The sequence below is a fragment of the Psychrobacter namhaensis genome (assembly GCF_016107545.1).
In the GTDB taxonomy this organism is placed as follows: domain Bacteria; phylum Pseudomonadota; class Gammaproteobacteria; order Pseudomonadales; family Moraxellaceae; genus Psychrobacter; species Psychrobacter namhaensis.
Genome location: NZ_JABASS010000018.1, coordinates 18329 through 43226 on the forward strand (window position 1 = coordinate 18329; position 24898 = coordinate 43226).

Genomic DNA, 24898 nt, shown 5'->3' on the forward strand with positions numbered 1-24898 from the left:
TGTCGTTTGCGTTAATAAGTTGTAATTGATTGATAAAATGTAAGTCTTGTAAGCATATGCTTACATTCAATGACGCTTACGCGACTTAACAGCAGAACAAGAATTAGGCATTATAGCTACACGGCATTAGGGAATGTGACTCAAGGATTGAGTTGACCGCATTAAGGATAATGATTCATTTACTGGCATCAGGATGATAAAAGTAAATGAAGTAAGGACACATAACCTTTGCTGATAGCAGTAGTAAATACTGCTAGACGTAGTAAAAAGGGCAGGATGCCCAGTATCACAATGTACTGAATATTATGCAAGGATGCATAGGACGCAGTGGTGATAGGTAACATGGATAGTTAACAATAAAACCGCATAACATTCGTTGCTATGCGGTTTTATCGTGTCTGGGAGGTGCTCATTGGTCTTCTAACACAATGACGCAAATATTTTACACCAAGCGTATCTTCTCTTTATCTCTAGGAAAGGAATCTTTAGGAGAGGGTCGACACCAATAAAAAACCGCATGGCGCTCCATGCGGTTTTTTTACGTTAACTGTTTAAACAATATATAAAACGGTACCACTCAAAATTTATGAGTCAGCAATTCGCTACCTTAGTAATCAGTAGTTATTTTCACGACGCCAATCATCGACTTCACGTTCAGCATCTTCTTTCGCATGACCATAGCGCTCTTGTACGCGGCCGACCAGCTTATCACGGCTACCTTCGATATGGGTCATATCATCATCTGTCAGATCAGCCCATTGTTGTTTAACCGCGCCTTTCATTTGGTTCCATTCGCCTTTTAGAGTATGTTCATTCATTATTGTAATCCTTATTTTATTATGTCATTTATTATGAATTTTTTCACGAACGCTTTGTTCAGCAGCTATCGATTTAATCTAGCTGGTGATCTCTAATATAGGCACTCCTAATTGCCTTGTCTGTATACCCAGTGTTTAGAGTGTTGCACCATTATAGGAATCTGCACGACTGTGTTATGGGCCGCCTATTTATGTAATCCGTAGCGCTCTTCTAGATAAAGTAGGTAAAGAGCGTAAACGAACTGCGTCAGAAACGCTGCTGTCATGAGCGCCATTAAGCGCATGGTCTTTAAAGAGATGAATAGCGCTAAGAACTTAATCATAGACTTCAGGGTCAAATGACTATAAGCTTATAGCTGAAATAATAATGATTTTTAATGGTCGCTTTATAAAGCTAGGATAGATCGACAGTGGAGGCACTTAACCCAATGGATTTGACCGATACTATGATCGAAGCTCCTAAAGAAACAAAGCGTGAGCAAGCAAAAGCCAGAACTCGCCGTGCCTTACTAAAAAGTGCGTTGCAGTTGTACAGCCTAGAAGGGGCTCAAGGCATGAGCATGAACAAAATTGCGAAAGGGGCGGGTATTGCTCAGCCAAGTTTTTATAATCATTTTGAGAGTGTAGAGGCGCTGCAAGACGAGTTACGTGCCCAGTTAAAAGACAGCTATCTATCGCCCATGCGGATGGCGTGGATAAACATGCTAAAGGACTATGCAACGCTTACTAATGAGCAGTTTACCCAGCGGTGTCAGCAGTGCCTTACTATGATTTTTGATTCTGCCTTTCAAAATATCGCGCTGTTTCAGAACTTGCTCGAAGATCGTCCGCGATTTAGTGCCAACCGTTTTAGTACCAATCCAGAAAGCCAGACCTCCTCAAACACGGGCCTAGGCAATCTCATCATAGAGATACAAGCAGAGTGGACAGAGATATTTATTCAGGGATTACGGTTGTCCAACCGTTCTTTTGAACGTAGTGCTGTCAATCTTTGTGTCGATAGCGCGGCTGCCCAAGTTCACGAATTGATTGTGGGCTGTCATCAGCAGCGTTATTCAAAACAACAAGCGATTGCCACACTGAGCACAAGTTTTGATACGCTGTTCGCCAATTTTTGCAAGGACGCAACCCTAGTGAGTCATGATGCAGATCGTGAAGGCTAGGATTTTAAAAAAAGGGAGCATGACTATGACCATCACAACGGCTACAACCTCGGCCAATGAACAAACACACTTTAGAACTTGTACCTTATGCGAAGCGATGTGCGGTGTCGAAATAAAACACGATGGTGACAAAGTTTTATCGATCAAAGGGGATAAAAATGACCCATTCTCCAAAGGTTATATTTGTCCCAAGGCGACAGCCTTGCAGGATTTGCATGAAGATCCTGACCGTTTGCGCCAACCTGTCGAAAGAACGGCGGATGGCTGGAAAGCAATCAGTTGGTCAGAAGCCTTAGATAAAGTTGCTACAGGCATTCAGTCTATACAGCAAAAATACGGCCAAAATGCGTTTGGCGTGTATTTGGGTAATCCTAACGTACACAACATGGGCGGTATGTTGACCGTTAAGCAGCTACTTACTGGCTTAAAAACGCGTAGTCGCTTTTCTGCGACCTCGATTGACCAGCTGCCGCACCATATCGTCAGCATGCACTTGTTTGGCCATATGCTGCGTATTCCCGTCCCTGATGTGAATCGCACACAATATATGCTCATTATCGGTGGTAATCCACTGGCCTCCAATGGCAGTATCATGACCGCGCCAAACATGCGCCAAAAGCTAAAAGACATCAAAGCCCGTGATGGTAAAGTGGTTGTGATTGACCCAAGGCGTACCGAAACGGCAGATATCGCAAGCGAGCATCACTTTATTCGCCCTGCAACAGACGTATTACTGTTACTGGCCATGCTCAACGAGATTTATGCGCAAGGCTATGCCAAGGTGGACAGTAGAGCGGCGATGTTGGCACCAGAGATTGGGCGCATCGCAGACTTTGCCAAAGACTATAGTACTGAGTCCGTGGCAGGTATTACGGGCATTACTGCAAACGAGATCAAACGACTGGTTAAAGAGTTTTGTGAAGCCGAAAGCTCGGTCTGCTATGGTCGCATGGGTATATCGGTGCAAGAGTTTGGCTTGTTAAGTCAATATCTGTCTATGGTCATTAACATCGTGACAGGACGTTTAGATGAAGTGGGCGGACTCATGTTCCCCAATCCTGCCGTCGATGTGGTGAATAGCTCGGGCCCAGGCTATTTGGGCAAACGCCACAGCCGCGTGAGCAATCTTCCTGATTTTAATGGCGAGTATCCAGTTGTTGCGATGGCGGATGAGATGTTGGTAGAAGGGGAGGGGCAGTTAAAAGGTTTTATGAGTGTGGCCGGTAACCCTGTCCTCAGTACCCCTAACGGCGAGAAACTAGACGCCGCATTGTCAGAGCTAGAGTTCATGGTGTCGCTTGATTACTTTGTGACTGAGACCAGTCGTCATGCCCATATTATTTTACCGCCCGTATCACCACTCGAGCGTGATCATTATGACGTCACGTTTAATGGCTTTGCCGTGCACAATGTTGCTAAGTACTCGCCTGCCTTATTTAGCAAAAAGGACAATGAAAAGCACGATTGGGAGATTTATCTAGCACTGGCAGACCGCCTAGATAAAGACGCGCCAGAAGCAACACAAAAAGAACGTGCCGCGACAAAAGCGTTTGGGCCGAAGTTCTTGCTTGAGCAGGGTCTTAAATATGGGCCTTATAAAGAAGTCACATTGGATACGCTGATAGACAACCCACACGGCATGGATTTGGGGCCATTGCACCGCATGTTGCCGGAGGCCATCAAACACGCCGACAAGCAAATCAATCTCAATGTTGATTTTTATCAGGCAGATGTGGCACGTGTCAAAGAGATGATGCAGCAGTATGATAGTAATGAGATTCTGCTCATTGGCCGTCGTCATGTGCGCAGCAACAACTCATGGTTGCACAACAGCCACCGATTGGTAAAAGGAAAGTCCCGTTGTACGCTAATGCTGCACCCGCAAACGGCAGAGCAGCACGGTATCAAAGACGGTCAAAACGTCAGAGTCACTTCTCGAGTGGGCAGCGTGGTCATTGCCGCAGAAGTAACCGATGAGCTGATGCCAGGCGTAGTCAGTATCCCGCATGGCTTTGGTCACGGCCGTAAAGGTGTTCAGCAGAGGATTGCTCAAGCGCACGCGGGGGTGAGCGTCAACGATCTGACAGATGATACTTTGATCGATCAATTAAGCGGTAACGCGGCAGTCAATGGCGTGCCAGTACAGCTAGAGGCAATCGCGCCAGCTGCGCTTGATTTAGCAACGGATAACCCAGAAACAGCCAAGTCTGATGCCGAATCCAGCAGTGCGGCGTAAACTGCATGAGAACTATTTAATTTGAACAATTTGAACAAGCAGGGCGCTTATATAAAGCGCCTTTTTTATGCTGTGGCTCCAACAAAATCAAAGTCGACGGTGGGCGTCTCACCCTGTATCAATAAGCTGATGGCTTTGGCAGAGCCACAAGCATGTGTCCAACCTAACGTACCATGTCCTGTATTGAGCCATAGATTGTCAAAGGTGGCAGAAGCGTTGTGACTGCCATGTTTGACTTGACCGCAGTGCGCGCGACCAATCAACGGCACGTTCGATGGTGTCATCGGACGCAGTCCTGTCCAATATTGCACCGAACTTGCGATGATGCCTTTTGGAAATAACTGCTGTACACGGCGCGTAATCGCCGCACAGCGCGTCGGATTTAACTCTAAATTGTAGCCATTAAATTCCGCTGTTCCTGCCACCCGTAATTTATCTCCCAGCCGCGAGGTGACCAGCTTAAATTCATCATCAATCAAGCTAACAAAAGGCGCTAAATGCGGCGCACGGGGATTAACAGCATAAGTGGCGGAATAACCCTTTGCAGGAAAAATAGGCACGTGAATCCCCAAGGGTTTTAGCAGTGACACGCTATGGCTACCAAGCGCAATTACGTGACTGTCAGCGCTGAAGGTTTGCACATTTTCACCGGCTGGGCGAATGGTAACGCTGTGTACGTGCGGGCGCGTAGTATGCGCATCCGTATTGAGTGCTAAGATCTCAGTGTCATACAAAAAATTTACGCCTGCCTCTACGCAGCGCTGTGCGAGCCGTTGTGTAAATAAGTGGGCATTGCCGGACTCATCACGGCTGGTATAAGTCGCACCAGTAAGCTTGTGAGCCATCGGATAGAGCGCTGGCTCTAAGTTGACCGCGTTATTGATGTCAATCACATGGCGCTCACAACCGAGCGCTTGCATGCGCTCAGTGGGAGCAATAGCAGCCTCAAACTCTGCTTGACTGGTGTAAAAGTGCATAATACCGCGTGTTTGCTGCTCGTAATTGATACCGATATCCGCTCGTAGCTGCTGCAAAGTATCTCTTGAATACAGTCCCAAACGCACCATTTGTACCAGATTGGCATCGGCTCGTTCAGCACGGCATTCTTGCAAAAACTGCATGGCCCATTTAAGCTGCGCTTTATCAGCACGCAAGCGATAGAGCAGTGGCGCATCTTCTCTAAACAGCCATTTGAGGGCTTTCATGGGGGTGGCAGGATTGGCCCAAGGAGTGGCATGTGAGACCGATATTTGACCACCATTCGCAAACGAGGTCTGCATGCCTGCGGCAGGCTCACGCTCAATCACGGTCACATCATAGCCTGCTTGACGTAGATACCATGCGGTGGTCACGCCCACCACGCCTGCTCCGAGTACCGCGATATGTGTCATAGGACGCTCTGCTGTGTTTTTTGTGACTGTTAAACCTGTCATCAGCGACCGGTGACTAGGGTTGCTTTTTGTTGACGCTAATTTTAACGACTGCTACTTCTGGGCCGTTATTTTGGACGCGCGACATCTATTTGTAGTGCGGCTGGTAAATCCAATATCGTCAGCGCGCTTTCTGCCAACTGTTCAGGACGCGCGACGACGAGAGCAATAAAACCGTTTTCTTTTTCCATCGCATTGACCACTTGGATCTTATCGAGCTTGTCACCGGCTGCCGGTACCTCACCACTTCCTTGTACATAGTGCAAAAATGCCTTGGGTGCTGACTTAAAATAAATACGGGCAATGACTTCTTGTCCCAAATAACAGCCTTTATCGTAGTCCATACCGCCGCGCTGATGCAGACGCAGCTCTTGGGGCTGGAACTCACTTTGGGTAGCTGCGACTATCCAATAGTTACCGGTGGCGATACTACATTCCATCCACGCCTGAGTATCCTCAAACGTATTATGGTCATCTTTGTGGCTAAAAGTTGGCTCGTCTGCCAGCACACAAGGATAAATCGCGGTCGGTGCACTGGTATCAAACTTTGAAAACGCGCCGTATTTATTCAGATGAGCTTTTAAAGCATCAGCGCAATCGGCGCTGATGACCACATCAAAATGCTTTTCTGCTTGTTTTTTAATCCAAATACCAAATTCAATGCGTCCCTTTAAGTTACCGATGGCGGCTGCCTGATAGCTGAGTCCGAGCTTGGTAACATCACATGTTAACTGACCTTGAAGAAATTTTTCGGCATCCTCACCTTGGATAGTGAGTTGAGCGAACTGTGGTAACGCGGGTGTCTGTGAAGCTTGAGTCATTATTATTATCCTTCTAATGGAAGTTTATTCATTAAAGATTATGGGTATTAAATTGATACGATAAAAAACAGCGAATACAATACTAAATGAGACTAAGAAGAGTACCACAAAAAATAGGGTCATAAAAAATGTCATCGTTACGCCATAAATTGGGTATCGCGGCCATTTTTCAACGGTACAAATTGGTTAAAGATGTTGAGTTACGGTACAATGTTGACTCTATACCACCCTAATTTATGATGGCTGCCGAGGAAATGATGAGCTTACCAAATTGCCCTAAATGTGATGCTGAATATACGTACGAAGATGGTGCGTTACTGGTATGTCCTATGTGTGCTCATGAGTGGACAGCGGCTGAGACCAATGCGGCGCAGGCAGAAGAACAGGATGCTGTCATTCGTGATGCTGTCGGCAACGAGCTACAAGACGGTGATGCGGTCACCGTGATTAAAGACTTAAAAGTCAAAGGCTCTTCTACCATCATCAAAGTCGGCACAAAAGCAAAAAGTATCCGTTTATTGCCGGACGCGACCGATGGCCATGATATCGATTGTAAACTGGATGGCTACGGTCCGATGAAACTAAAATCGTCTGTGGTTAAAAAAGCTTAGAACCTCAAGTTTTCTTAAAAGATTTGATGATAAACAACGATAAAACTGATGTCAGTCAGAAAATATAAAACCTATAAGTAGAGAATAACTATGAGTACGAAAAACGAACAGCTCTTTGCACAAGCCCGCAAGCATATCCCAGGTGGCGTCAATTCGCCCGTCCGTGCCTTTGCAGGGGTTGGTGGTACGCCAATATTTATGCACCGTGCCAATGGCAGCAAAATTTATGACACCGAAGACAATGCTTATATTGATTATGTTGGTTCATGGGGGCCCATGATTTTGGGTCATGCGCATCCAAAAGTGATCGACGCGGTCAAAAAAGCCGCCGATGATGGCCTAAGCTTTGGGACGCCAACGCCGTTTGAAACCACTGTGGCTGATAAAATTTGCGATATCGTGCCGAGCGTTGAGATGATTCGCATGACCAGCTCAGGCACAGAGGCGACCATGAGCGCGATTCGTTTGGCACGCGGTTACACTCAGCGTGACAAAATCGTCAAATTCGAAGGCTGCTACCATGGGCACTCAGACAGCCTACTGGTAAAAGCAGGATCAGGTATGCTTGATATTGGTGAGCCAACGTCAAAAGGTGTGCCAGCAGACTTTGCCAAACACACCATCACCATTCCTTATAATGACCCACAAGCGATCAAAGGCTGTTTTGAAAAATGGGGTGAGGAGATTGCTTGCGTTATCTTGGAGCCTATCGCTGGCAACATGAACATGGTCATGCCGACGCAAACGTTTCATGATACGCTGCGTGCCCAGTGTACTGCTCACGGCGCTGTGCTGATTTTTGATGAAGTGATGACAGGCTTTCGTGTTGGACTTGGCGGTGCGCAAGCGCATTTTGGTATCACGCCTGACTTGACGTGTTTTGGTAAAATCATCGGGGCAGGCTTGCCGGTGGGGGCGTTCGGCGGTAAAGAAGAGATCATGTCTTGTATCGCACCACTTGGCGGTGTCTATCAAGCCGGCACATTATCAGGCAACCCACTGGCGATGCGGGCTGGTATTGCAATGTTTGAGGATTTAACGGTTGAAGGTTTTTACGATGAGCTTGCTGCAAAAGTAAACAAGCTGATTGATGGTTTTCAAGCCGCTGCCGACAAGCATGGCATCAACCTTCGTACCAATAAATTGGGCGGTATGTTTGGTATGTTTTTTGTCAAAGACGCCACAACCGAGACGCCAAAAAACTTCGATGACGTCACACAATGCGACATGGACGTGTTTAACACTTTCTTCCATGGCATGCTCGATCGCGGTATTTATCTGGCACCGTCTGCTTATGAAGCGGGCTTTATGTCTATCAAGCACAGTGCTGAAGATATTGACGCCTCGATTAAAGCGGCCGATGAAATTTTTGCAGAAATGGCAAAGAACTAATTTCATTGTTCAAACTGTCAGACTTTAAATACTTACATTTAAGTACTTAAAAATCACCAGCACACGTAAAGAATTACGGTGCTGGTTTTTTTTGTGGCCATAGTCAATCCTAAATAAAATTGGCACACTATGCCCCGTGCTACTGGTATTCATTTCCCTTGCGTGCTGTGCCTACGCCGACAGATGCTACGCAAAATCAGTACCAGTAGCACTGTCCCTATTTTAAAGTGAGTTAACTATTTTAAAGTGAGCTAGCTATATGATAAGGCTTAATGGGTTTTTCTGGCTCTGTCGTATTTGCGATCTTTTAAACTTAAGTTGCCGCGTAGCACATCGCCATACATGCGAAAATCACTGGCAAAGCTTTTTAGTGGAAACTTAAAAGAAGCAGGCTTGTTTTTTTCAAAGAAGAAATGGCCTACCCACGCGCAAGCGTATCCTGCCGCGATGCCTTTAAGTAAGGGTTTTGGCGAACGGTTTTTGATAGATTTTGCCAATCCTAACAACCCAAAGCTACTACCAGCGAAATGCAGTCGGCGGCAAGCCATGTTTTGATGTTCCTCTAAATAGAAGTCATAAAACGCCTGTTCTGTTGGTTGCTCGGTTGTTACGACGGCATTTTTAGCGTGTGCAGTAGTCTGGGCATCCGCTGTTTTAGGCGAGTTTTGTGTGACGATTTGATTCATGGTGCGAGCTTCCTTGCTGGTCGTTTATCAAATATCAATCAAAGAGAGGTTTTAGTACATAAAGTGAGGCTTACTGTCGTTAAGTGACTGGGCTTAGTCACCAGTAAGTTGCTGTTATTTAGTGTAATACTGATGGCTTTCAATGTAGCAAACCCATATAGTTAACACAAGTAATAGATGGCGCGCGTGCCTCTATTATGCGGTGTATGCGTGACTTACCTTTGTGCTAGGGTTGGGTGTCACTTGCCAGCTTATAACATAAATGCTTTAATGGCGAAAATTGCGTCGATGCCCACACATATTTATTTTTGATGATGGTTGTGAGTGGCAAACGCCTGATTTTTAACTCCTGTCTTTTCTCATTTATCCAACACGGTAATGATCTCTCCTATGCCTATTGATTATCTTACAAACCCACCACTCACTGATGATGAAATGATGGCCGCCATTGACATTGGTTCCAACAGTTTTCATTTGGCCATTGCGCGTCTTGACCATGGTGAGGTGCGAAAAGTAGTCTCTATGTCTGAAAAGGTGCAGCTTGCTGCTGGATTGGACGAAAACAATATCCTAAGTGCCGCAGCAGAAACACGCGGACTTGACTGTCTCAGCCGTTTTGTCGCGCGCTTGGATTCGGTGCCACCTGAGCGTATTCGGGTGGTTGCAACCAATGCGCTGCGCCAAGCCAAAAATGCCAACGACTTTATCGCTCGTGCCAATAAAATTTTGCCCAAACCGATTGAGATTATCGCGGGACGTGAAGAGGCGCGATTGATTTATTTGGGCGTGTCCCACACCAATGCCAGTAGCGACAAACGCTTGGTCATTGATATCGGTGGCGGTTCGACAGAGTTTATCATTGGTCAAGAGTTCGATCCGTTATTGACCGAGAGCTTACAGATGGGCTGCGTCGCCTTTACCCAAAAGTATTTTGCTGATGGTCTGATTACCAAAGAGGCGTTTAATAATGCGATTACAGGCGCGCGCAAAGAAGTGCTAGCGATTAGTGGCCGTTATCAAAAAACGGGTTGGAGTAGTGTGATCGGCTCCAGTGGTACGATTAAAGCGGTGCGCAATGTCCTTGTCTCCAAAGGCTGGGCCGATGAGCAAGAACGCATCACTTACAAAGGGGTCAAAAAACTAGAGAAGCTCCTCACCAAAATTGGTAATGTGAATGACATTGATTTAGAAGGTGTCAAAGAGCATCGTAAAGCGGTATTCCCAGCAGGCGTCGCGGTGCTGCGCGCGGTGATGAAAGTACTGGGTATAGCCACCATTACGTACTCGGATGGGGCATTACGTGAAGGCGTCATGTATGACATGCTTGGCCGTTTTGCGAGTGAAGATGTGCGTGACCGTAGTGTGTTGGCACTGATCAAGCGTTACTCAGGGGACAAAAAGCAAGCCAAACAAGTGGTAAAGACCAGTCGCCATTTGTTCGAGCAAGTAAAGAGTAAGCTTGCCCTCAGTAATGAAGACGGTGATTTGCTCAGGCGTGCGGCATTTTTACATGAAATAGGGCTGGCGATTAGTCATAGCAGCTATCATAAGCACAGTGCTTATCTGCTCGAATACTCAGACATTCCTGGGTTTTCACAAGTCGATCAAAAGCGTATGGCGCAGCTGATGCTCAATCATCGTCGCAAGCTCAAAGCAGATATGTTAGAGCAGACTTGTAATGTCGGCGGTGATCAGCTGGTTTATCTGTGTTTGCTACTGCGTCTTGCAGTATTGGCGCATCACAGCCGTAGCGATCATGGGTTACCAGAATTACAGTTAAACGTTGTTGAGAATAACAGTTGGCAAATCACCGTGACTGACAGTAGTGAGCATTATGCTTTCTTGTTGTCCGATCTGCGTACTGAGATTGATCAGTTTGCTAAGTGGGGTGTGAAGCTGAGTGTGGTCGAGGCTGACAGCTTTTAGTCGTTACGATTGCGATTATTGCGTTAAAGATTAACGTAACAAAACCTGCTTTGTCAGTAATGTCATGCTATATAAGATGTGCTACTATAGCTTCTATTGAGTTTACAACTGTACTTTCATTATCTGAATACCGATAACGATATTGTTCTTAAACATACATACATTAAGTATAATGATTAAAGGGAAGCGTCTATGAGCACTGTCTGGGATAGTGTGCAGCTTGCACGACACGCCAAGCGTCCATTATTTATGGACTATGTTAACCAGCTATTTACCGAATTTGATGAGTTACATGGCGACCGTGCCTATGCCGATGATAAAGCCATTCTTGGCGGCCTTGCCCGCTTTGATGGCCAGCCGGTGATGGTCATCGGTCAACATCGTGGTCGCAGCACTCGTGAGCGTATCGCTCACAACTTTGGTATGGCCAATCCTGAAGGTTATCGCAAAGTAATCCGGTTGGTCAAAATGGCTGAGCGCTTTAATATCCCTGTGATGACCTTTGTCGATACTCAAGGCGCATACCCTGGTATTGGGGCAGAAGAGCGCGGTCAGGCGCAAGCCATCGCCGAAAGTATCGCGGTTTTTTCTAGCCTAAAAGTACCTGTGATCGTCACGATTATTGGTGAAGGTGGCTCAGGTGGCGCGCTCGCCATTGGGGTTGGTGATAAAGTCAACATGCTCCAAAACAGCATCTATTCGGTCATCTCGCCAGAAGGCTGTGCGTCTATCTTGTGGAAAACCGCCGAAAAAGCCCAAGATGCCAGTGAAGCACTGAAGTTAAATGCGATCAATCTGTATCAAATGGGTTTGATTGATGCCGTCATTGATGAAGGTGAGGGTGCTCATCTCCAGCCGCAGCCCGTCATGGATGCCTTAAAAGCGCTTATTACCGAACAATTAGATGAGATTAAAGTTCTGGATGCGCAGGAACGCTGCGAGTTACGCTACGAAAAACTCAAGTCTTTTAATTCAGAAGTGATGTTACCTTGCTAATAGAGGGTTATCCTTAATGTTAAAATAAAAACGTGCCTTTTAATGGCGCGTTTTTTTATGCCATTTACTTATATGTTCATTCAATTATATGTCCACTCACTTATATCATTATCAAAATAATAAGGCGGATTATGACCAGCAGCGCAATTATACCCTATCCTATTGAGCCAATAGCAGCGCTGCCAAGCGATGAACACTTGGCAGCGGCTTTCTTGAATAGTATGGCGGAGTATGGCGCACAGCTGCATGCTCGGCGTATTTGGCTGGCATGTAGTGGGGGCCGTGATTCATTGGCGCTTGCGGCGCTGTGTGTGCAGCTCTATCGTCAAGGTAAGTTGTCACTTTTACCGCAGATGTTACATGTCGATCATGGCCTGCAAGCCGATAGTCAGCATTGGGCGGCGCACGTCGCCCACTGGGCAAAAGCGCAGCAGATGCCTTGTCATATTCTACCAGCGCAAGTCACTGGAAGTGATGAGCAAGCCGCACGCCAAGCACGCTATGACGTCATGCGCGCGTATATGAATCAAGAGGATGTTTTATTACTAGCCCATCATGCCGATGACCAAGCAGAAACGGTATTAATGCGACTGATCCAAGGGGCAGGCGTCAGCGGTTTGTCGGGTATGCAGCCTTGGCGTGTACAGTCGCAGGGCGCGCATCGGATGGTGCTATGGCGACCTTGGCTCACGATACGTCGTGCCGATATTAGCGCCTATGCCAGACGTTTAAAGCTCCCTTATATCGATGACCCAACCAATGCGACTGGTGATAATGTGCGTAGTGGACTGCGGCGTGACATCATGCCTGTATTGGCAAAATACAATCCAAACGTTATAGATAATATTGCTCGTAGCGCTCAGCTACTAAGCGATGCAGACACCACTGTCCGAGCACAAGCGGCTCAAGATTTGCAGCAGACAACAATTAGCTCACTACAACAGCCACCGCTACAGCGGGTGTTAAATGTTGATAAATTAGCCAAACTACCGCTTTATCGTCAGCGGCAATTATTGCATCATTGGTTAGGCCAAGATGAGCCGCTGCCGCCTGCCAAGCAGCTGGTAGATGATGTATTAAATCTAAGTCAACGCAGTGATCACAACCATCAAACCGAGCTGTTTTGGCAAGGCCGGAAACACGCGTATACCATCCGCCGCTATCGCCAGCAGCTTTATCGGTTGAGTAGTGACTGGCTAGCGTGGCTTAACATACCCATAACAGCGCAAGAGCGGACATTGGCTCACATTGTTTTGCCTGATGTGAGCTCAGTGGACAGTTCGCCCTTATCCATCAATTTACGCACGAGCGAGGACGTTATTTGGCAATTGCAGGTTGCGCCAAATGCGTTGGTGCGACTGCTAGACAATCCTGCGGGTGAGGTAGGGCATCAGACAGCATTGAAAATACGGCCATTAGATCGACAACAGCGCCTCAAAACGGCATTGTCTACACGCCCGCAATCGGGCAAAAAGCTGTATCAAACACTGGGTATTCCCATTTGGTTACGCGAGAGTTTGATTGTGGTCAGTATGACGTTTTTAAATGCAGAAACGGTAGAAAATGAGATACCTATCTTGTTACTCTCACCTTTTGATAGATGGATATTAAGTACTGATGATTTGGCCATGCGTACCGAAGCGCAAACGCTTGCTGTCTTTATTGACAGTCATTTATGCTCAAATCATACACGCTAACAATTTATTCATTCTTATTTAAGAAGTTTGTCGAAGAATAGGGCAGTAATTAGCGGCTTGAATTTAGCAAACGGTGACAGTAGCAGTATGGTAAACTGAGTGTCATTTTACCTAGCATTATGTTAGTTTGAATACTTTTGAATTTTGTGAGTAGGAGACAAGTATGTCAGTATTAGATAATAAAAAAATCAGCTTTATCGGCGGCGGAAACATGGCACAGGCTTTGATTAGCGGACTGGTCAGCTGCGGTATCCAACCGAATCTCATTACGGTGGCTGATCCGAGTAGTGATGCGCGTGAACAACTTGCTGCTAAAGGATTGAATACGGTAGATCCTACGGCTGATTCAACCGCTGCTATTGTCGATGCTGACATTGTCGTCCTGGCTGTGAAGCCGCAAGTTATGAAAGCGGTCGTTGGTGCCTTTGCTGATGCTTTGGACAATCAATTGGTCATTTCGGTAGCGGCAGGACTATCAACTGAGATCTTATCTGGTATGTTAAACGGTTATCGCAATATCGTGCGCGCGATGCCAAATACACCAGCTATGATTCAGATGGGCGCCACGGGTCTCTATGGTACGGACGATATCTCAGCCGAACAAAAGGAACTGGCAACTGCGGTGATGGAAGCCTCAGGGTTGGTCATGTGGGTTGATAACGAAGAGCACATGCATGCGGTCACGGCCGTATCAGGTTCAGCGCCAGCGTACATGTTTTACTTCATCGAGTCGATGGTCGATGGAGCAATCGCGTTGGGATTGGATCAAGAACAAGCATCAGCGCTCGCCATGCAAACCATGCTAGGGGCGGCAAAAATGGCGATGGGTAGTGACGATGCGCCTGCTGAGCTACGCCGAAAAGTGACGTCGCCGAATGGTACCACCCAAGCCGCGATTGAGTCGATGCAAGGCAATGAGATCGGTCGCCAAATCGGTGAAGCCATGCAAGCGTGCTACGATCGCAGTCAAGCTTTAAGTGAAGAAATGGGTAAGTAGTCAGCCACGTCAGGTGTGGCACTTTCTACAAGGAATGGCGCACCTGAGTGGTAACGTTAAGCATCTAATCATGACATTTGTCATCCTAGAACCTGTTATTAATGTCATATTGAGTAGCACTTCATGAACAACATGTTATTTCAAATCTTTGATTTGGTCACCACCGTCGCCATGATGTTGGTGTTTATCCGCTTTATGCTACAGTTTGCAGGCATGGACGCAAGAAACCCGATGATTGCACCTGCTTACAAAGCAACCCATATTGTCGACGTGTTTGGGCGTATTTTTCCAACTGTGGCACAAGGCCGTATCAGTCTTGCTGCTATCGTGCTGATGTTTTTAATTCGTCTGATTGATATCTCTGGCAAAGCGGCGTTAACGCATAAAGGCATTGCGCCTGTACCGTTATTTTTCACTGGCACAACCAGCTTACTTCTAGACTTTTTACGCATGTGCCGCTACTTGGTGATTGGTTCAATTATTGTCAGCTGGATTGTGGTATTTACCAGATCTGAGCATCCCATTATCGGTATTATCATTAATCTGGCTGAACCTATCTTGGCACCGTTTCGCCGTATTACGCCAAACTTAGGCATGCTCGATTTATCGCCAATGGTCGCTTTTCTGGCTTTTTATTTACTTGAGATATTTATTGGTGGGATTGCAGCGAACTTTATGCCAATGTTGGGCTAAGCGCGTCGCGTCAGTTTAAATAAAACTTGCGCCACAATAAAATACTTATGCAAAAGGCGCTCTATTGATATAGAGCGCCTTTTTTATGCTGGATACTTTAGAGATTGAGACAAGCCAATCCCAGTAGCCCTATCGTCTTTTAAACGACTCTTACGATAGTGGACGGGAAAAGTAAATTAAAAGCTAACAAAGCGGTTGGGTATCAATTGGGCCGTGGCGTTGCTTGGGTGGGGGACATCAGCTGCGCGTAAGGTTTGAGTAATCCAGCTGTCTGCCGCTTTGACGGCATCGACAAGTCCATCTCCCATCGCTAACCGTCCAGCGATAAAGCTGGCCAGCGAGCAGCCCGAACCGTGAAATTCGCCGTCTAAACGCGGCAAAGTGCTTTGATGCACCATCTTACCTTCTATATACAAATACTGCTCGATATCACCGCTATCAAAGTCATGTGAGGTCTTCACCAGTACGGCATAGGTACCCTGTGCGCATAATTTTTGCGCGCCAGTATGCAAGTCTTGTTCACCGCTTAACGCGCGCAGCTCATGACTGTTTGGCGTGACTAAGGTGGCGTAAGGCAACAGTTCTCTAAAGGCCGCAACTAAGGTTTTCTCATCGCCTAAGCTGCCGCCACTATTGGCGACCAACACTGGGTCTAATACAAAAGGGGTTTGGTCAGTGATAACACGCTCGGCAAACAAGCGGGTCAGCATCGTAATATTGTCCGTGGTACCAAGCATCCCTGACTTGATCACAGCAACAGGTAGATCATCAAGCACCGCGGTTGCTTGCGCCTTTACCAAGCTTGCAGCACAGGCTTCAAAACCAAAGACTTGCTGTGAGTCCTGTACCGTGATCGCCGTACACGCGATGGTGGCATGGGCGCCTGCTTGTCCGATGGCCTCGATGTCCGCTTGTAATCCAGCACCGCCTGATGGGTCCAATCCTGAAAAACACAGTACCACTGGTCGCATGACAGCTCCTATTGATGTAGGGTGAAGTAAATAATAAATACTATAGCCACCTGCCGCTAAAAAAGCCATCACCGTCTTGTGCCACTTAGCGGGTCTCACAACTACAGGCACTTTTACACAGAGTAGAGGTTATTGGTATGAGAAAACTACTGTTTTAAAGTGGCATAAGTTGAGATAAAGGACTAATTATGCCAAAAGCTTCATTAAATCTGTAGACAACGCTTGCAATTCGTTTTGGCTTTGTTATAATACTCGCCCACGACATAAGACGTATCATTAGCATTGATACTCTGTTTATACTGCTTTTTTATTATGGCCTTATAAGCGTTTTATATCGTTCGGTGAAGTGGGTGAGTGGCTGAAACCAGTTCCCTGCTAAGGAACCATACGTGTAAGCGTATCGAGGGTTCGAATCCCTCCTTCACCGCCATTTATTCAGTTGTTATGAGAGTGGTATCGCCACATATTGGCGTTAAATGTTTTTTAGCTATTAAATCAAAAAATATCTTGTTTTAATGAATAAAAATGTTGACACAAGCGATATTATCTATATAATGACCAACCTAATTTACTGCAATTGTTTTTAACAACGCAGTGGATAATGTGCAAAATACGCGCCTGTAGCTCAGTTGGATAGAGCACTTGGCTACGAACTAAGGGGTCGGGAGTTCGAATCTCTCCAGGCGCACCATTTGCATAATAGCTTGTCTACCAAGCTGAAGAAATACTAAATCAATCGCCTGTCTTATGACAATTTGGCGATTTTTTTATGTCCGCAATTTTTTTAAACCTTATGCCTTGGTTCAGTAGCGTCTTAGGATAATGTACGATAAGAGCGGGAATTACGGTACAATAGAGCTACTATTCACTGCTTGCTATGAGCTGGTACCATGTCAAAGAGTTTATCTAAACGCCCGTCAAAAGCTGCTGTTAAAGCAAAGTCTCAAAACGCCTCTGTGCAGCAAAATTCCGCTGAAGAACCTACCATTGCGAAGCCCATGACGCGTGTCGTGGCCATTCTTTATGATGGCATGTTGATTTTAGCGCTGCTGTTTTTGGTGGGCACCGTGCTCACGGTACTTGGGACCTTGATGACCATGGAGACAGGGTCGCAGTCATCGCAAGCGCAGTCATTGCCAACCTGGTATCAAAACGTCGTTATGACGCCCTCTTTTGTACTGACGCTGGTGGCGTTTTATGGGATATTTTGGCGCCGCGGTGGGCAGACGCTAGGTATGCAAACATGGCGTTTAAAAACGGTTAATAACGCCGGCCATCTGCTGACGTGGGGACAGTCTTTTAAACGTATTTTGGCCGCTTGTTTGATGCCGTTACTGTTTGGCATTATTGGCAGCTTAATTGGTGGGTCACGGGCTGTACTACTAACCGGTGCTTTTTTTGGCCTGATGTTCAATTACGTGTTTTGCTTGTTTAATCGTCGCGGCTTAGCGGTGCAAGACATGCTGTCCAACACCATTACCCTAAAAATGCCAAAAGTAGCGCATGAAGGGTTATGGCGTGGCTTTAAAAACCGCAAAAAAGACAAGTAACTTGGTTAGTAAGTAAAGCGTGTCAAGTTATGACAGTGAACGGTGTAGCAATGCATGCTATAAGGTCTAAAATTTACATAATAGCAGTTTGAATGAGCCACCCTGTGTAACCCACAAAAAAGAGCAGCAGTGTGGCGCCAGAAGTACGACCAAACTGTCGCTTCGTCAAGAAAGCAAAGCCGCACAGCGCAACGAGTAACAAAGTGATGAGACCCATCGCGAGTACATCACGAGACAAGATAATTGGATTGACTGTGATTGGTGTTATTAGTGCGGCAAGACCGACAACGCCCAATGTGTTAAAGATGTTCGAGCCAATAATGTTGCCAAGCGCCATATCATGTTCGCCTTTGCGCGCTGCTGACAAGCTTGATACCAGTTCAGGCAGTGATGTACCCACAGCGACAATCGTCAACCCGATAATCAGCTCGCTGAGACCCCAAAGCGTGGCTAGCTCCACAGCGCCCCAAACGATAGCGCGCGAGCTTATGACCAGCATTGACATACCAAGAAACAAACTACCAAGACCGCGTGCGATGCTTAGTTCTACTTCATCTGGGTCAGTCGCGACTACCACCTCATCCTCATGCTCATGATAACCTTCACGTAAGCTGAGCACGATCTGCATGCCTAATACGATAGCTAACAACACTAACAGTATGATGCCATCAGTTAGGCTTAATAATCCGTCACGCAGCTGCCACGCGGCTATAGCGGTAACCAGTAATAGAAGAGGTAAATCCCGCTTTATGATAGCCTTACGGATGATAATAGGGCTGATTAGGACGGTTGCCCCCAGTACTAGGGCAATGTTGATAATATTAGAGCCATAGGCGTTGCCCAGTGCCAACTCAGGGCTGCCTTCTAAGGCTGCCAACACGGATACCACCATCTCGGGTGCGGACGTCCCTATTCCTAATATCAAAACACCGATTAAGAAGCTAGGAACACTAAACTTCTTTGCCAGTGCGGTCGCCCCATCAATAAAAACATCGGCACTCCAAACTAAAACTGCCAGTCCAATCAGTATTGCAATCACTGCCAACCACATCAGTATGATTCCTTGTGTATGATGAAAATGTGAGTTTAATCAATAAAAATGGCAAAAAAAAAGCTGAATCGAAATGAAGATTCAGCTTTCATCTTAGCATGGAGGTTTTTGGTAATAATAACAATTAATTCAACGGCTTAGTTTGCTATTCACCCTTGCTTTACCCAAAAACCTCGTTATCTTGCCATGCTAAGCAACTTGTACAGGGATAATGTTTGCGGTGTCTTTAACGGTGTTGTCTTCGTTACAGTAGACCAATTTTGGCTGATACGTTGACGCTTCCACTTCATCAAAATGAGCATAAGCACAGATAATGACGATGTCGCCCAAATCTGCCATATGCGCCGCCGCACCATTTAACGAGATAATACCAGAGCCTGCTTCTGCACGAATAGCATAGGTACGAAAGCGCTTGCCATTGGTCACATTATAGATATCGATAGACTCATTTTCGCGTAGACCCGCAAGATCTAATAAATCACCATCGATACCGCATGAGCCTTCATAATGAAGCTCGGCATGGGTAACGCGCGCTCGGTGTAATTTGCATTTAAGCATATTAAGTAGCATAAGTTGCTTCCTTAGCGTAACTGATATTAAGTAACTAAATCAAAAGGTTAATGGGGATAAAATTACCAAAATAAAAGGCCACTATAATAGAGCCATTCCATTATTCAGGCAACTTAAAACCATTAATTTGTGAGCGTGCTTTTTCAACGTCACCATCTAACAGTAATGGTAGCGCCTCAAAAGCAGCGGTTAAAGCGCTATCAATAGCGATCTGCTCATCCGGAGACGCTTTCGAAAGAACGTGTCCACTAACTTTAGACTTATGACCTGGGTGGCCGATACCAATACGGAGACGATGAAAATCATTGCCAATGTGCGGGGTGATATCACGTAGCCCATTATGACCACCGTGGCCACCATCCGTTTTAAGTTTGATACTGCCAGCTGGAATATCGAGCTCATCATGAGCGATCAACAACTCATCATTATCAATGCCGTAAAAATTAACCATCGGCACCACTGATTGACCGGATTTATTCATAAAGGTAAGCGGCATCAACAAACGCACATCAGACCCATGAATTTGCCCACGTCCTGTTACCCCATGGAATTTTTTGTCAGGGGCGAGCGTAATATTAAACTGCTGCGCCAAATGATGGACAAACCAAAATCCAGCATTATGACGCGTAAACATATACTGCTGACCAGGATTGCCAAGACCGACAATAAGTTTTATGGCCATAAAAACACCCTGCTTGAATTTGATAAGTAATGCGTAAGGCTGAAAACGGCAACAGACAGTGTGTTTTCAAACCTTACTTACAAAAACAGCAGGAGATTTTAATCACCTGCTGTTTTGCTGACTAAACGAATCTGTTACTACGTAGCATAAAACAAAGCGCTACATAGAAGTGGTATATTACTCGTCGTCTTTCTTCTCTTCAGTTGCGCCATCAGCATTTTGCTCAGTAGCAGGTACTTCATCAGCATCAACGTCGTCAGCATCTTCATCAACTTCTTCAACCGTTGGTGGCTGCATGTTAACGATCGTGCGGTCATGGCCGTCTTCTAGCTCAAGCTCATGAATCACAACGCCTTCAGGAAGTTTGATGTCTGATAGACGGAACAAATCACCGATTTCCATACCAGATACATCTACTTCTAGATATTCAGGTAACTGTGATGGCATGCAGATGACTTCGATATCAGATACTAGGGTAGATAGTACACCAGCAGCAGCAGTACCAGGCGCATCTTCACGACCAGTGAAATGCACAGGAACATTCATGTGGATTTTTTGACCTTTTACAACGCGCTGAAAATCAGCATGCATTGGGAAGCCTTTAGCAGGGTGACGTTGCAAGTCTTTGATAACTGCTTGATGCTCTTCGCCGTCTACATTGATGGTCAAGATGTGCGAGAAAAACGCTTCGAATTCAAGTGATTTTACCAATTCGTTAAGCTTGATAGAGATTGCTGTTGGTTCTGCGTTACCACCATAGATGATAGCAGGAACTAGGTTCTGCTTACGTAGGCGGCGGCTCGCACCTTTACCTTGTTGTTCAGCAGAACGATCAACGGCGTTTAGTTCAAAATGATTAATGCTCATGGATATAATCCTATAAAAAGAATGATGAAGTGTCTGGTCATAAAAAAGTGGATTTGCGACCAATCCACTAATACGTGATGATAGCTAAGATTTATGGTTGCTGATAAAACGCACAATACCTAAATATAGCCATTTACTCCTGATAACGATTTTATGATAGTCATTGCATGACCGTCGTTATTAAAAGCATGATCAGCACTTTTGATAATGCCAACCCGATTAAATCAAGAAAACGGTCGGCACAGGCGCGCATTATACGTGTTTTTATAATAATAATAAAGACCTACGCAAAAGGCGGAGGCAAAAAACAGCGCCAAGTGGGGTCACTTGACGCTGTTTTTTGACTATTGCTTGACTGCTATAACGAACATCGCTAGCAAAAGATACAGTGAATGCTTAAACGTCAAACATGGCGCTAATAGATTCTTCGTTGTTGATACGGCGCAAGCTTTCAGCCAGCATCGGTGCAATGCTTACTTGGCGAATTTTGCTACAAGCTTTGGCAGCAGCAGACAATGGAATCGTATCGGTCACAACGACTTCATCCAATGCCGACTCGCTGATGTTTTGTAGCGCATTACCCGATAACACAGGGTGGGTAATGTAAGCTAAGACGCGGCGCGCACCGTTTTCTTTTAGCGCTTCGGCGGCTTTACACAGCGTACCTGCCGTATCGACCATGTCATCAACGATCACGCAATCACGGTCACGAACATCACCGATGATGTGCATGACTTGTGACTCATTGGCACGGGCACGGCGCTTATCAATAATTGCCATGTCGGTATCACCCAACTGCTTGGCCATTGCGCGTGCACGCACCACACCGCCGACATCGGGTGAAACCACCATGATGTTGTCATAATCTTGTTTTTGTAGATCGTTTAATAGCACAGGCGTGCCGTAGATATTATCAACAGGGATATCAAAGAAACCCTGAATCTGGTCTGAGTGCAAATCAACGGTCATGACGCGATCGATACTGACGATGTTCAGCATGTCAGCAACGACTTTGGCTGAGATAGGCACACGAGCTGAACGCGGGCGACGGTCTTGACGGGCATAACCAAAGTACGGCATAACGGCAGTGATACGGCCAGCACTAGAGCGACGCAAGGCATCCGCCATCATCATGATTTCCATCAAATTATCGTTGGTCGGTGCACAAGTAGGCTGCATGATAAACACGTCTTTACCGCGTACGTGCTCTTTGATTTCCACGGCAATTTCGCCATCAGAAAAACGCGTGATGTCAGCTTTACCAAGAGGTATGTGAAGATGATCGGCTACGGTTTTTGCTAATTCAGGGTGGGCATTACCCGTAAAAATCGCCAAATAAGGCATGACAGAAGTCCTATTGATTGACTCAAGCAGCGACCGCTAAGCAGTGACAAACTGCTCAAATTAAGAAAAGAGTGGTGAAAAGGGCTGAAGTATACTATTACAGTAAAAAATGGCAGGGGTAGCTGGACTCGAACCAACGGATGTCAGGATCAAAACCTGATGCCTTACCAACTTGGCTATACCCCTGTAATGTCTAGGCTGTGAACGTCCGATATCTACGAGTAACTTGTAGTAATAGTCACTCTTAGCGTGGCGTTACGACCTGATTGTTATCTAAAAAACGGATAAACCGTCTTAAACATAACTTTCCCTAGCGGTGTCCATTGCGAACTATACCGAAACTGGGATGGCGTTGTCAATGATCATAAGATAAGTGGCTATGTGACAACCACCTAAATAAATGCACATCAAACGCTTTCGAACTTAAAAATGGCAGGGGTAGCTGGACTCGAACCAACGGATGTCAGGATCAAAACCTGATGCCTTACCAACTTGGCTATACCCCTATATTGGCGACCTATTATAAATAAATATTTAGATTTTGCAAGTCATTTGCGCCTTTTTCTGGCTTTTATTCATAATAGGTGAATGCTGGCGCTATTCTAGCAAATTAAGTCGGTTAATCCTACCGCTGTCGTCATTTAGATGACTGATGGTTTAACCGCTATCAATACTGCGGTAAATTCCCTACCACGTAGCCGGCACAAGGTGCTTCTGAAATCCACCTTGCCACAAGTGCCATGTCGCTAACCACACTCGCGTCCAGCGGCAAAAACACCGCGCTACCAGAGCCAGTCATACGGGCTGTCCCTAACGCTTGCGGCTCTAAACGGTATAAATACTGTAGCGCCTCATCGACTGCAGGGGCAAGGCTTGTGACGACTGGTGTAAAAACATTCTGATAAGGCGCGGTGAGATTTTGGACATAATCATTGTACTGATTTCGAATGGTGGCAACTGATAACGGCGTGATATTTCGCTGTAGTTTGGGATGGGCAAAAAGCTTGGCCGTATTCACATGTGCGCTTGGCGTTAGTACTAAATAATGCTGGTCAGGCAAATCAATTGCTGTTAGCTCCTCGCCAATACCCATAGCGATGGCGTCTTGACCAAAGATAAATATGGGCACATCCGCACCCACCGTTGCACCAATTTTTATCAGTTCATCGCCAGTAAAGTCAAGCTGCCAAATCTCATTTAACGCTAATAAAGTGGTTGCGGCATTGGAAGAGCCTCCGCCTAGTCCGGCACCCATTGGTAAATGCTTATCTAAAGTAATGTGAACGGGCGGTAGTTGCTTCGGTAGCCTGTTTAACTGTACGGCGGCGACCAGCAAGGCACGCGCCGCTTTAAAGATGAGGTTATCCCTGATGCAAGTCGTTATGGACTCGGCACCAGCCAATGTCAGTAGCTGCTGACAAAGCTCATCGATGTCTAGTCGACTCTCTGAAGCCGGCAGGGCTGCATCACACTTGATCAAAAAATGCAGATAATCGCCCCAATCGAGCAGGCGAAAAACGGTCTGCAGGTCGTGATAGCCATCCGCCCTTTTACCAGTGATGTGCAAAAATAAATTGATTTTTGCGGGTGATAAGCGGGTGATGGTAGAGGCTGGCACGGCTAGGTTCTCAGTCATAAAAAGCTGTCTTAAAAAGCAGAGGTTGGCGATGAGTCTATAGGGGTTTAATGGTTGATGGTCATGACAACTTTATTGCCTTGGGGCTGAACCGCAGTGATTTTATTAGGCAGTTTATCAGCACCATTATAGGTAAAACTGGCACGCCAATCGCCATTGACCGAGCTGATCAAACGGTTTTGGGCATCCAGTTGTGGGGCGCTGTCTGTCGGGGCTGGACGTCCAGACACCCAATAGGGCAGTTGCGAGATAGGTGCTTGCCAGCCAGTGGCTTTCATAAGCAAAGTCTCAGGGTCATCGGCTGTCAAAGTACCTGTTTTTTCACTAACTAACGTGGCGGTTTGACCGTTGTATTCGATATTGGTTTTGCCAATGCCTAGTGCGCCGATCAATTCAATGGCAAAGCGATCATTTTCTTGTCCCCACGCATAAAACGCACTACCACCTTGAGCGCCTGTGTTGTCCTTTGCAGGCACTGTGACGCCTATCTTACCCGTGATATTAAAGCTTTCAAGCTTTTGTGGTTGCACTGCATTTTGGCCTTGGACGGTGGTGGTTGGCTGATTGGTGGTGCTGGCGGTTTTTAATGACTGACAGCCAGAGGTGATGACCAGCGCCGCCGTCATGGCTGTGAATAGGGCTAATTTATTAGGCTTATAAGAATTGGTTGAGGCTGACATAATGTTTTCTCGAAAATAGAAAATGGACAAATTAATAAAGATATCAGGATAAAAGGTATTTGTTACTCAGTGATGCGCGGC

The 24898-nt window shown here is 46.1% G+C and carries 22 protein-coding genes and 4 tRNA genes; 12 read left to right on the forward strand and 14 right to left on the reverse strand.

Annotated elements, in window-relative coordinates:
- Window positions 1–614 precede the first annotated feature (614 nt).
- A complete protein-coding gene (locus JFC06_RS11190) occupies window positions 615–818 on the reverse strand; it encodes a CsbD family protein (protein ID WP_193005902.1) in 204 nt (67 codons plus the stop codon).
- Window positions 819–1228: 410 nt separating this feature from the next.
- Here JFC06_RS11190 and JFC06_RS11195 point away from each other — a divergent pair, with 410 nt between their 5' ends.
- Together JFC06_RS11195 and JFC06_RS11200 are read left to right on the forward strand one after the other, a co-directional pair.
- Window positions 1229–1981 (forward strand): TetR/AcrR family transcriptional regulator, encoded by a 753-nt coding sequence (locus JFC06_RS11195; protein WP_198335113.1) that lies wholly within the window; start codon window positions 1229–1231, stop codon window positions 1979–1981.
- A gap of 25 nt (window positions 1982–2006) precedes the next feature.
- Window positions 2007–4217: a molybdopterin oxidoreductase family protein gene (locus JFC06_RS11200; protein ID WP_198335114.1), complete on the forward strand. Its 2211-nt coding sequence runs from the start codon at window positions 2007–2009 to the stop codon at window positions 4215–4217.
- 65 nt (window positions 4218–4282) lie between these two features.
- On the opposite strand, the gene JFC06_RS11205 is transcribed toward JFC06_RS11200, so the two are convergent.
- Complete coding sequence (locus tag JFC06_RS11205) at window positions 4283–5608, reverse strand: D-amino acid dehydrogenase (RefSeq protein ID WP_198335115.1); 1326 nt, start codon at window positions 5606–5608, stop codon at window positions 4283–4285.
- Between the two features lie 107 nt (window positions 5609–5715).
- Window positions 5716–6468 (reverse strand): CAF17-like 4Fe-4S cluster assembly/insertion protein YgfZ, encoded by a 753-nt coding sequence (gene ygfZ, locus JFC06_RS11210; protein WP_198335116.1) that lies wholly within the window; start codon window positions 6466–6468, stop codon window positions 5716–5718.
- A gap of 257 nt (window positions 6469–6725) precedes the next feature.
- Here ygfZ and JFC06_RS11215 point away from each other — a divergent pair, with 257 nt between their 5' ends.
- Together JFC06_RS11215 and hemL are read left to right on the forward strand one after the other, a co-directional pair.
- Complete coding sequence (locus JFC06_RS11215) at window positions 6726–7079, forward strand: zinc ribbon domain-containing protein YjdM (RefSeq protein ID WP_286741306.1); 354 nt, start codon at window positions 6726–6728, stop codon at window positions 7077–7079.
- Between the two features lie 90 nt (window positions 7080–7169).
- Entirely contained in the window at window positions 7170–8471 is a 1302-nt protein-coding gene (gene hemL / locus JFC06_RS11220; protein ID WP_198335117.1) for a glutamate-1-semialdehyde 2,1-aminomutase, read from the forward strand.
- Between the two features lie 269 nt (window positions 8472–8740).
- Here the strand turns inward: hemL and JFC06_RS11225 are convergent, their stop codons facing one another.
- Window positions 8741–9157: a DUF962 domain-containing protein gene (locus JFC06_RS11225; protein WP_198335118.1), complete on the reverse strand. Its 417-nt coding sequence runs from the start codon at window positions 9155–9157 to the stop codon at window positions 8741–8743.
- Window positions 9158–9547: 390 nt separating this feature from the next.
- On the opposite strand from JFC06_RS11225, the gene ppx reads away from it, so the two are divergent.
- From ppx to JFC06_RS11250, 5 genes are all read left to right on the forward strand, one after another.
- On the forward strand, window positions 9548–11083 hold the full coding sequence (ppx, locus tag JFC06_RS11230) for an exopolyphosphatase (RefSeq protein WP_198335119.1): 1536 nt from the start codon (window positions 9548–9550) through the stop codon (window positions 11081–11083).
- Window positions 11084–11275: 192 nt separating this feature from the next.
- Window positions 11276–12079, forward strand: a complete 804-nt coding sequence (locus JFC06_RS11235) for an acetyl-CoA carboxylase carboxyltransferase subunit alpha (protein ID WP_198335120.1) — start codon at window positions 11276–11278, stop codon at window positions 12077–12079.
- Window positions 12080–12210: 131 nt separating this feature from the next.
- Complete coding sequence (tilS, locus tag JFC06_RS11240; protein WP_198335121.1) at window positions 12211–13776, forward strand: tRNA lysidine(34) synthetase TilS; 1566 nt, start codon at window positions 12211–12213, stop codon at window positions 13774–13776.
- A 163-nt stretch (window positions 13777–13939) separates the two neighbouring features.
- Entirely contained in the window at window positions 13940–14773 is an 834-nt protein-coding gene (gene proC / locus JFC06_RS11245) for a pyrroline-5-carboxylate reductase (protein WP_193005915.1), read from the forward strand.
- Window positions 14774–14896: 123 nt separating this feature from the next.
- Window positions 14897–15466: a YggT family protein gene (locus JFC06_RS11250; protein WP_193005917.1), complete on the forward strand. Its 570-nt coding sequence runs from the start codon at window positions 14897–14899 to the stop codon at window positions 15464–15466.
- A 176-nt stretch (window positions 15467–15642) separates the two neighbouring features.
- On the opposite strand, the gene JFC06_RS11255 is transcribed toward JFC06_RS11250, so the two are convergent.
- Window positions 15643–16437, reverse strand: a complete 795-nt coding sequence (locus JFC06_RS11255; protein ID WP_198335122.1) for a hydroxymethylpyrimidine/phosphomethylpyrimidine kinase — start codon at window positions 16435–16437, stop codon at window positions 15643–15645.
- A gap of 340 nt (window positions 16438–16777) precedes the next feature.
- Here JFC06_RS11255 and JFC06_RS11260 point away from each other — a divergent pair.
- The 3 genes from JFC06_RS11260 (at window position 16778) to JFC06_RS11270 (ending at window position 17987) form a co-directional block, all read left to right on the forward strand.
- Window positions 16778–16867, forward strand: a tRNA-Ser gene (locus JFC06_RS11260).
- A gap of 184 nt (window positions 16868–17051) precedes the next feature.
- Window positions 17052–17128: transfer RNA gene (locus JFC06_RS11265), tRNA-Arg, on the forward strand.
- A 199-nt stretch (window positions 17129–17327) separates the two neighbouring features.
- Window positions 17328–17987, forward strand: a complete 660-nt coding sequence (locus JFC06_RS11270; RefSeq protein ID WP_193005920.1) for an RDD family protein — start codon at window positions 17328–17330, stop codon at window positions 17985–17987.
- Between the two features lie 73 nt (window positions 17988–18060).
- On the opposite strand, the gene JFC06_RS11275 is transcribed toward JFC06_RS11270, so the two are convergent.
- The 9 genes from JFC06_RS11275 to lolB all read right to left on the reverse strand — a co-directional run bounded on the left by JFC06_RS11275 (window position 18061) and on the right by lolB (window position 24817).
- Window positions 18061–19038, reverse strand: coding sequence for a calcium/sodium antiporter (locus JFC06_RS11275; protein WP_193005922.1), 978 nt, complete (start codon window positions 19036–19038; stop codon window positions 18061–18063).
- A 189-nt stretch (window positions 19039–19227) separates the two neighbouring features.
- Window positions 19228–19608: an aspartate 1-decarboxylase gene (panD, locus tag JFC06_RS11280; RefSeq protein ID WP_010196068.1), complete on the reverse strand. Its 381-nt coding sequence runs from the start codon at window positions 19606–19608 to the stop codon at window positions 19228–19230.
- 100 nt (window positions 19609–19708) lie between these two features.
- Entirely contained in the window at window positions 19709–20290 is a 582-nt protein-coding gene (pth, locus tag JFC06_RS11285; RefSeq protein WP_198335123.1) for an aminoacyl-tRNA hydrolase, read from the reverse strand.
- 177 nt (window positions 20291–20467) lie between these two features.
- Entirely contained in the window at window positions 20468–21157 is a 690-nt protein-coding gene (locus tag JFC06_RS11290; RefSeq protein WP_198335124.1) for a 50S ribosomal protein L25/general stress protein Ctc, read from the reverse strand.
- A gap of 396 nt (window positions 21158–21553) precedes the next feature.
- A complete protein-coding gene (locus tag JFC06_RS11295) occupies window positions 21554–22501 on the reverse strand; it encodes a ribose-phosphate pyrophosphokinase (protein WP_193005928.1) in 948 nt (315 codons plus the stop codon).
- A gap of 110 nt (window positions 22502–22611) precedes the next feature.
- Window positions 22612–22687, reverse strand: a tRNA-Gln gene (locus JFC06_RS11300).
- Between the two features lie 244 nt (window positions 22688–22931).
- Window positions 22932–23007, reverse strand: a tRNA-Gln gene (locus JFC06_RS11305).
- 161 nt (window positions 23008–23168) lie between these two features.
- On the reverse strand, window positions 23169–24137 hold the full coding sequence (gene ispE, locus JFC06_RS11310; RefSeq protein WP_198335125.1) for a 4-(cytidine 5'-diphospho)-2-C-methyl-D-erythritol kinase: 969 nt from the start codon (window positions 24135–24137) through the stop codon (window positions 23169–23171).
- Window positions 24138–24184: 47 nt separating this feature from the next.
- Complete coding sequence (gene lolB, locus JFC06_RS11315) at window positions 24185–24817, reverse strand: lipoprotein insertase outer membrane protein LolB (RefSeq protein ID WP_198335126.1); 633 nt, start codon at window positions 24815–24817, stop codon at window positions 24185–24187.
- Window positions 24818–24898 lie beyond the last annotated feature (81 nt).

What these genes read in the sequence shown, in the direction of transcription:
- JFC06_RS11295 (WP_193005928.1), bottom strand. Translation starts at nt 22,501, where the DNA reads ATGCCTTATTTGGCGATTTTTACGGGTAATGCCCACCCTGAATTAGCA.
- JFC06_RS11225 (WP_198335118.1), bottom strand. Translation starts at nt 9,157, where the DNA reads ATGAATCAAATCGTCACACAAAACTCGCCTAAAACAGCGGATGCCCAG.
- ispE (WP_198335125.1), bottom strand. Translation starts at nt 24,137, where the DNA reads ATGACTGAGAACCTAGCCGTGCCAGCCTCTACCATCACCCGCTTATCA.
- JFC06_RS11215 (WP_286741306.1), top strand. Translation starts at nt 6,726, where the DNA reads ATGAGCTTACCAAATTGCCCTAAATGTGATGCTGAATATACGTACGAA.
- JFC06_RS11275 (WP_193005922.1), bottom strand. Translation starts at nt 19,038, where the DNA reads ATGTGGTTGGCAGTGATTGCAATACTGATTGGACTGGCAGTTTTAGTT.
- JFC06_RS11250 (WP_193005917.1), top strand. Translation starts at nt 14,897, where the DNA reads ATGAACAACATGTTATTTCAAATCTTTGATTTGGTCACCACCGTCGCC.
- JFC06_RS11190 (WP_193005902.1), bottom strand. Translation starts at nt 818, where the DNA reads ATGAATGAACATACTCTAAAAGGCGAATGGAACCAAATGAAAGGCGCG.
- tilS (WP_198335121.1), top strand. Translation starts at nt 12,211, where the DNA reads ATGACCAGCAGCGCAATTATACCCTATCCTATTGAGCCAATAGCAGCG.
- JFC06_RS11200 (WP_198335114.1), top strand. Translation starts at nt 2,007, where the DNA reads ATGACCATCACAACGGCTACAACCTCGGCCAATGAACAAACACACTTT.
- hemL (WP_198335117.1), top strand. Translation starts at nt 7,170, where the DNA reads ATGAGTACGAAAAACGAACAGCTCTTTGCACAAGCCCGCAAGCATATC.
- ygfZ (WP_198335116.1), bottom strand. Translation starts at nt 6,468, where the DNA reads ATGACTCAAGCTTCACAGACACCCGCGTTACCACAGTTCGCTCAACTC.
- lolB (WP_198335126.1), bottom strand. Translation starts at nt 24,817, where the DNA reads ATGTCAGCCTCAACCAATTCTTATAAGCCTAATAAATTAGCCCTATTC.
- pth (WP_198335123.1), bottom strand. Translation starts at nt 20,290, where the DNA reads ATGGCCATAAAACTTATTGTCGGTCTTGGCAATCCTGGTCAGCAGTAT.
- JFC06_RS11235 (WP_198335120.1), top strand. Translation starts at nt 11,276, where the DNA reads ATGAGCACTGTCTGGGATAGTGTGCAGCTTGCACGACACGCCAAGCGT.
- JFC06_RS11290 (WP_198335124.1), bottom strand. Translation starts at nt 21,157, where the DNA reads ATGAGCATTAATCATTTTGAACTAAACGCCGTTGATCGTTCTGCTGAA.
- proC (WP_193005915.1), top strand. Translation starts at nt 13,940, where the DNA reads ATGTCAGTATTAGATAATAAAAAAATCAGCTTTATCGGCGGCGGAAAC.
- JFC06_RS11205 (WP_198335115.1), bottom strand. Translation starts at nt 5,608, where the DNA reads ATGACACATATCGCGGTACTCGGAGCAGGCGTGGTGGGCGTGACCACC.
- ppx (WP_198335119.1), top strand. Translation starts at nt 9,548, where the DNA reads ATGCCTATTGATTATCTTACAAACCCACCACTCACTGATGATGAAATG.
- JFC06_RS11270 (WP_193005920.1), top strand. Translation starts at nt 17,328, where the DNA reads ATGTCAAAGAGTTTATCTAAACGCCCGTCAAAAGCTGCTGTTAAAGCA.
- panD (WP_010196068.1), bottom strand. Translation starts at nt 19,608, where the DNA reads ATGCTACTTAATATGCTTAAATGCAAATTACACCGAGCGCGCGTTACC.
- JFC06_RS11255 (WP_198335122.1), bottom strand. Translation starts at nt 16,437, where the DNA reads ATGCGACCAGTGGTACTGTGTTTTTCAGGATTGGACCCATCAGGCGGT.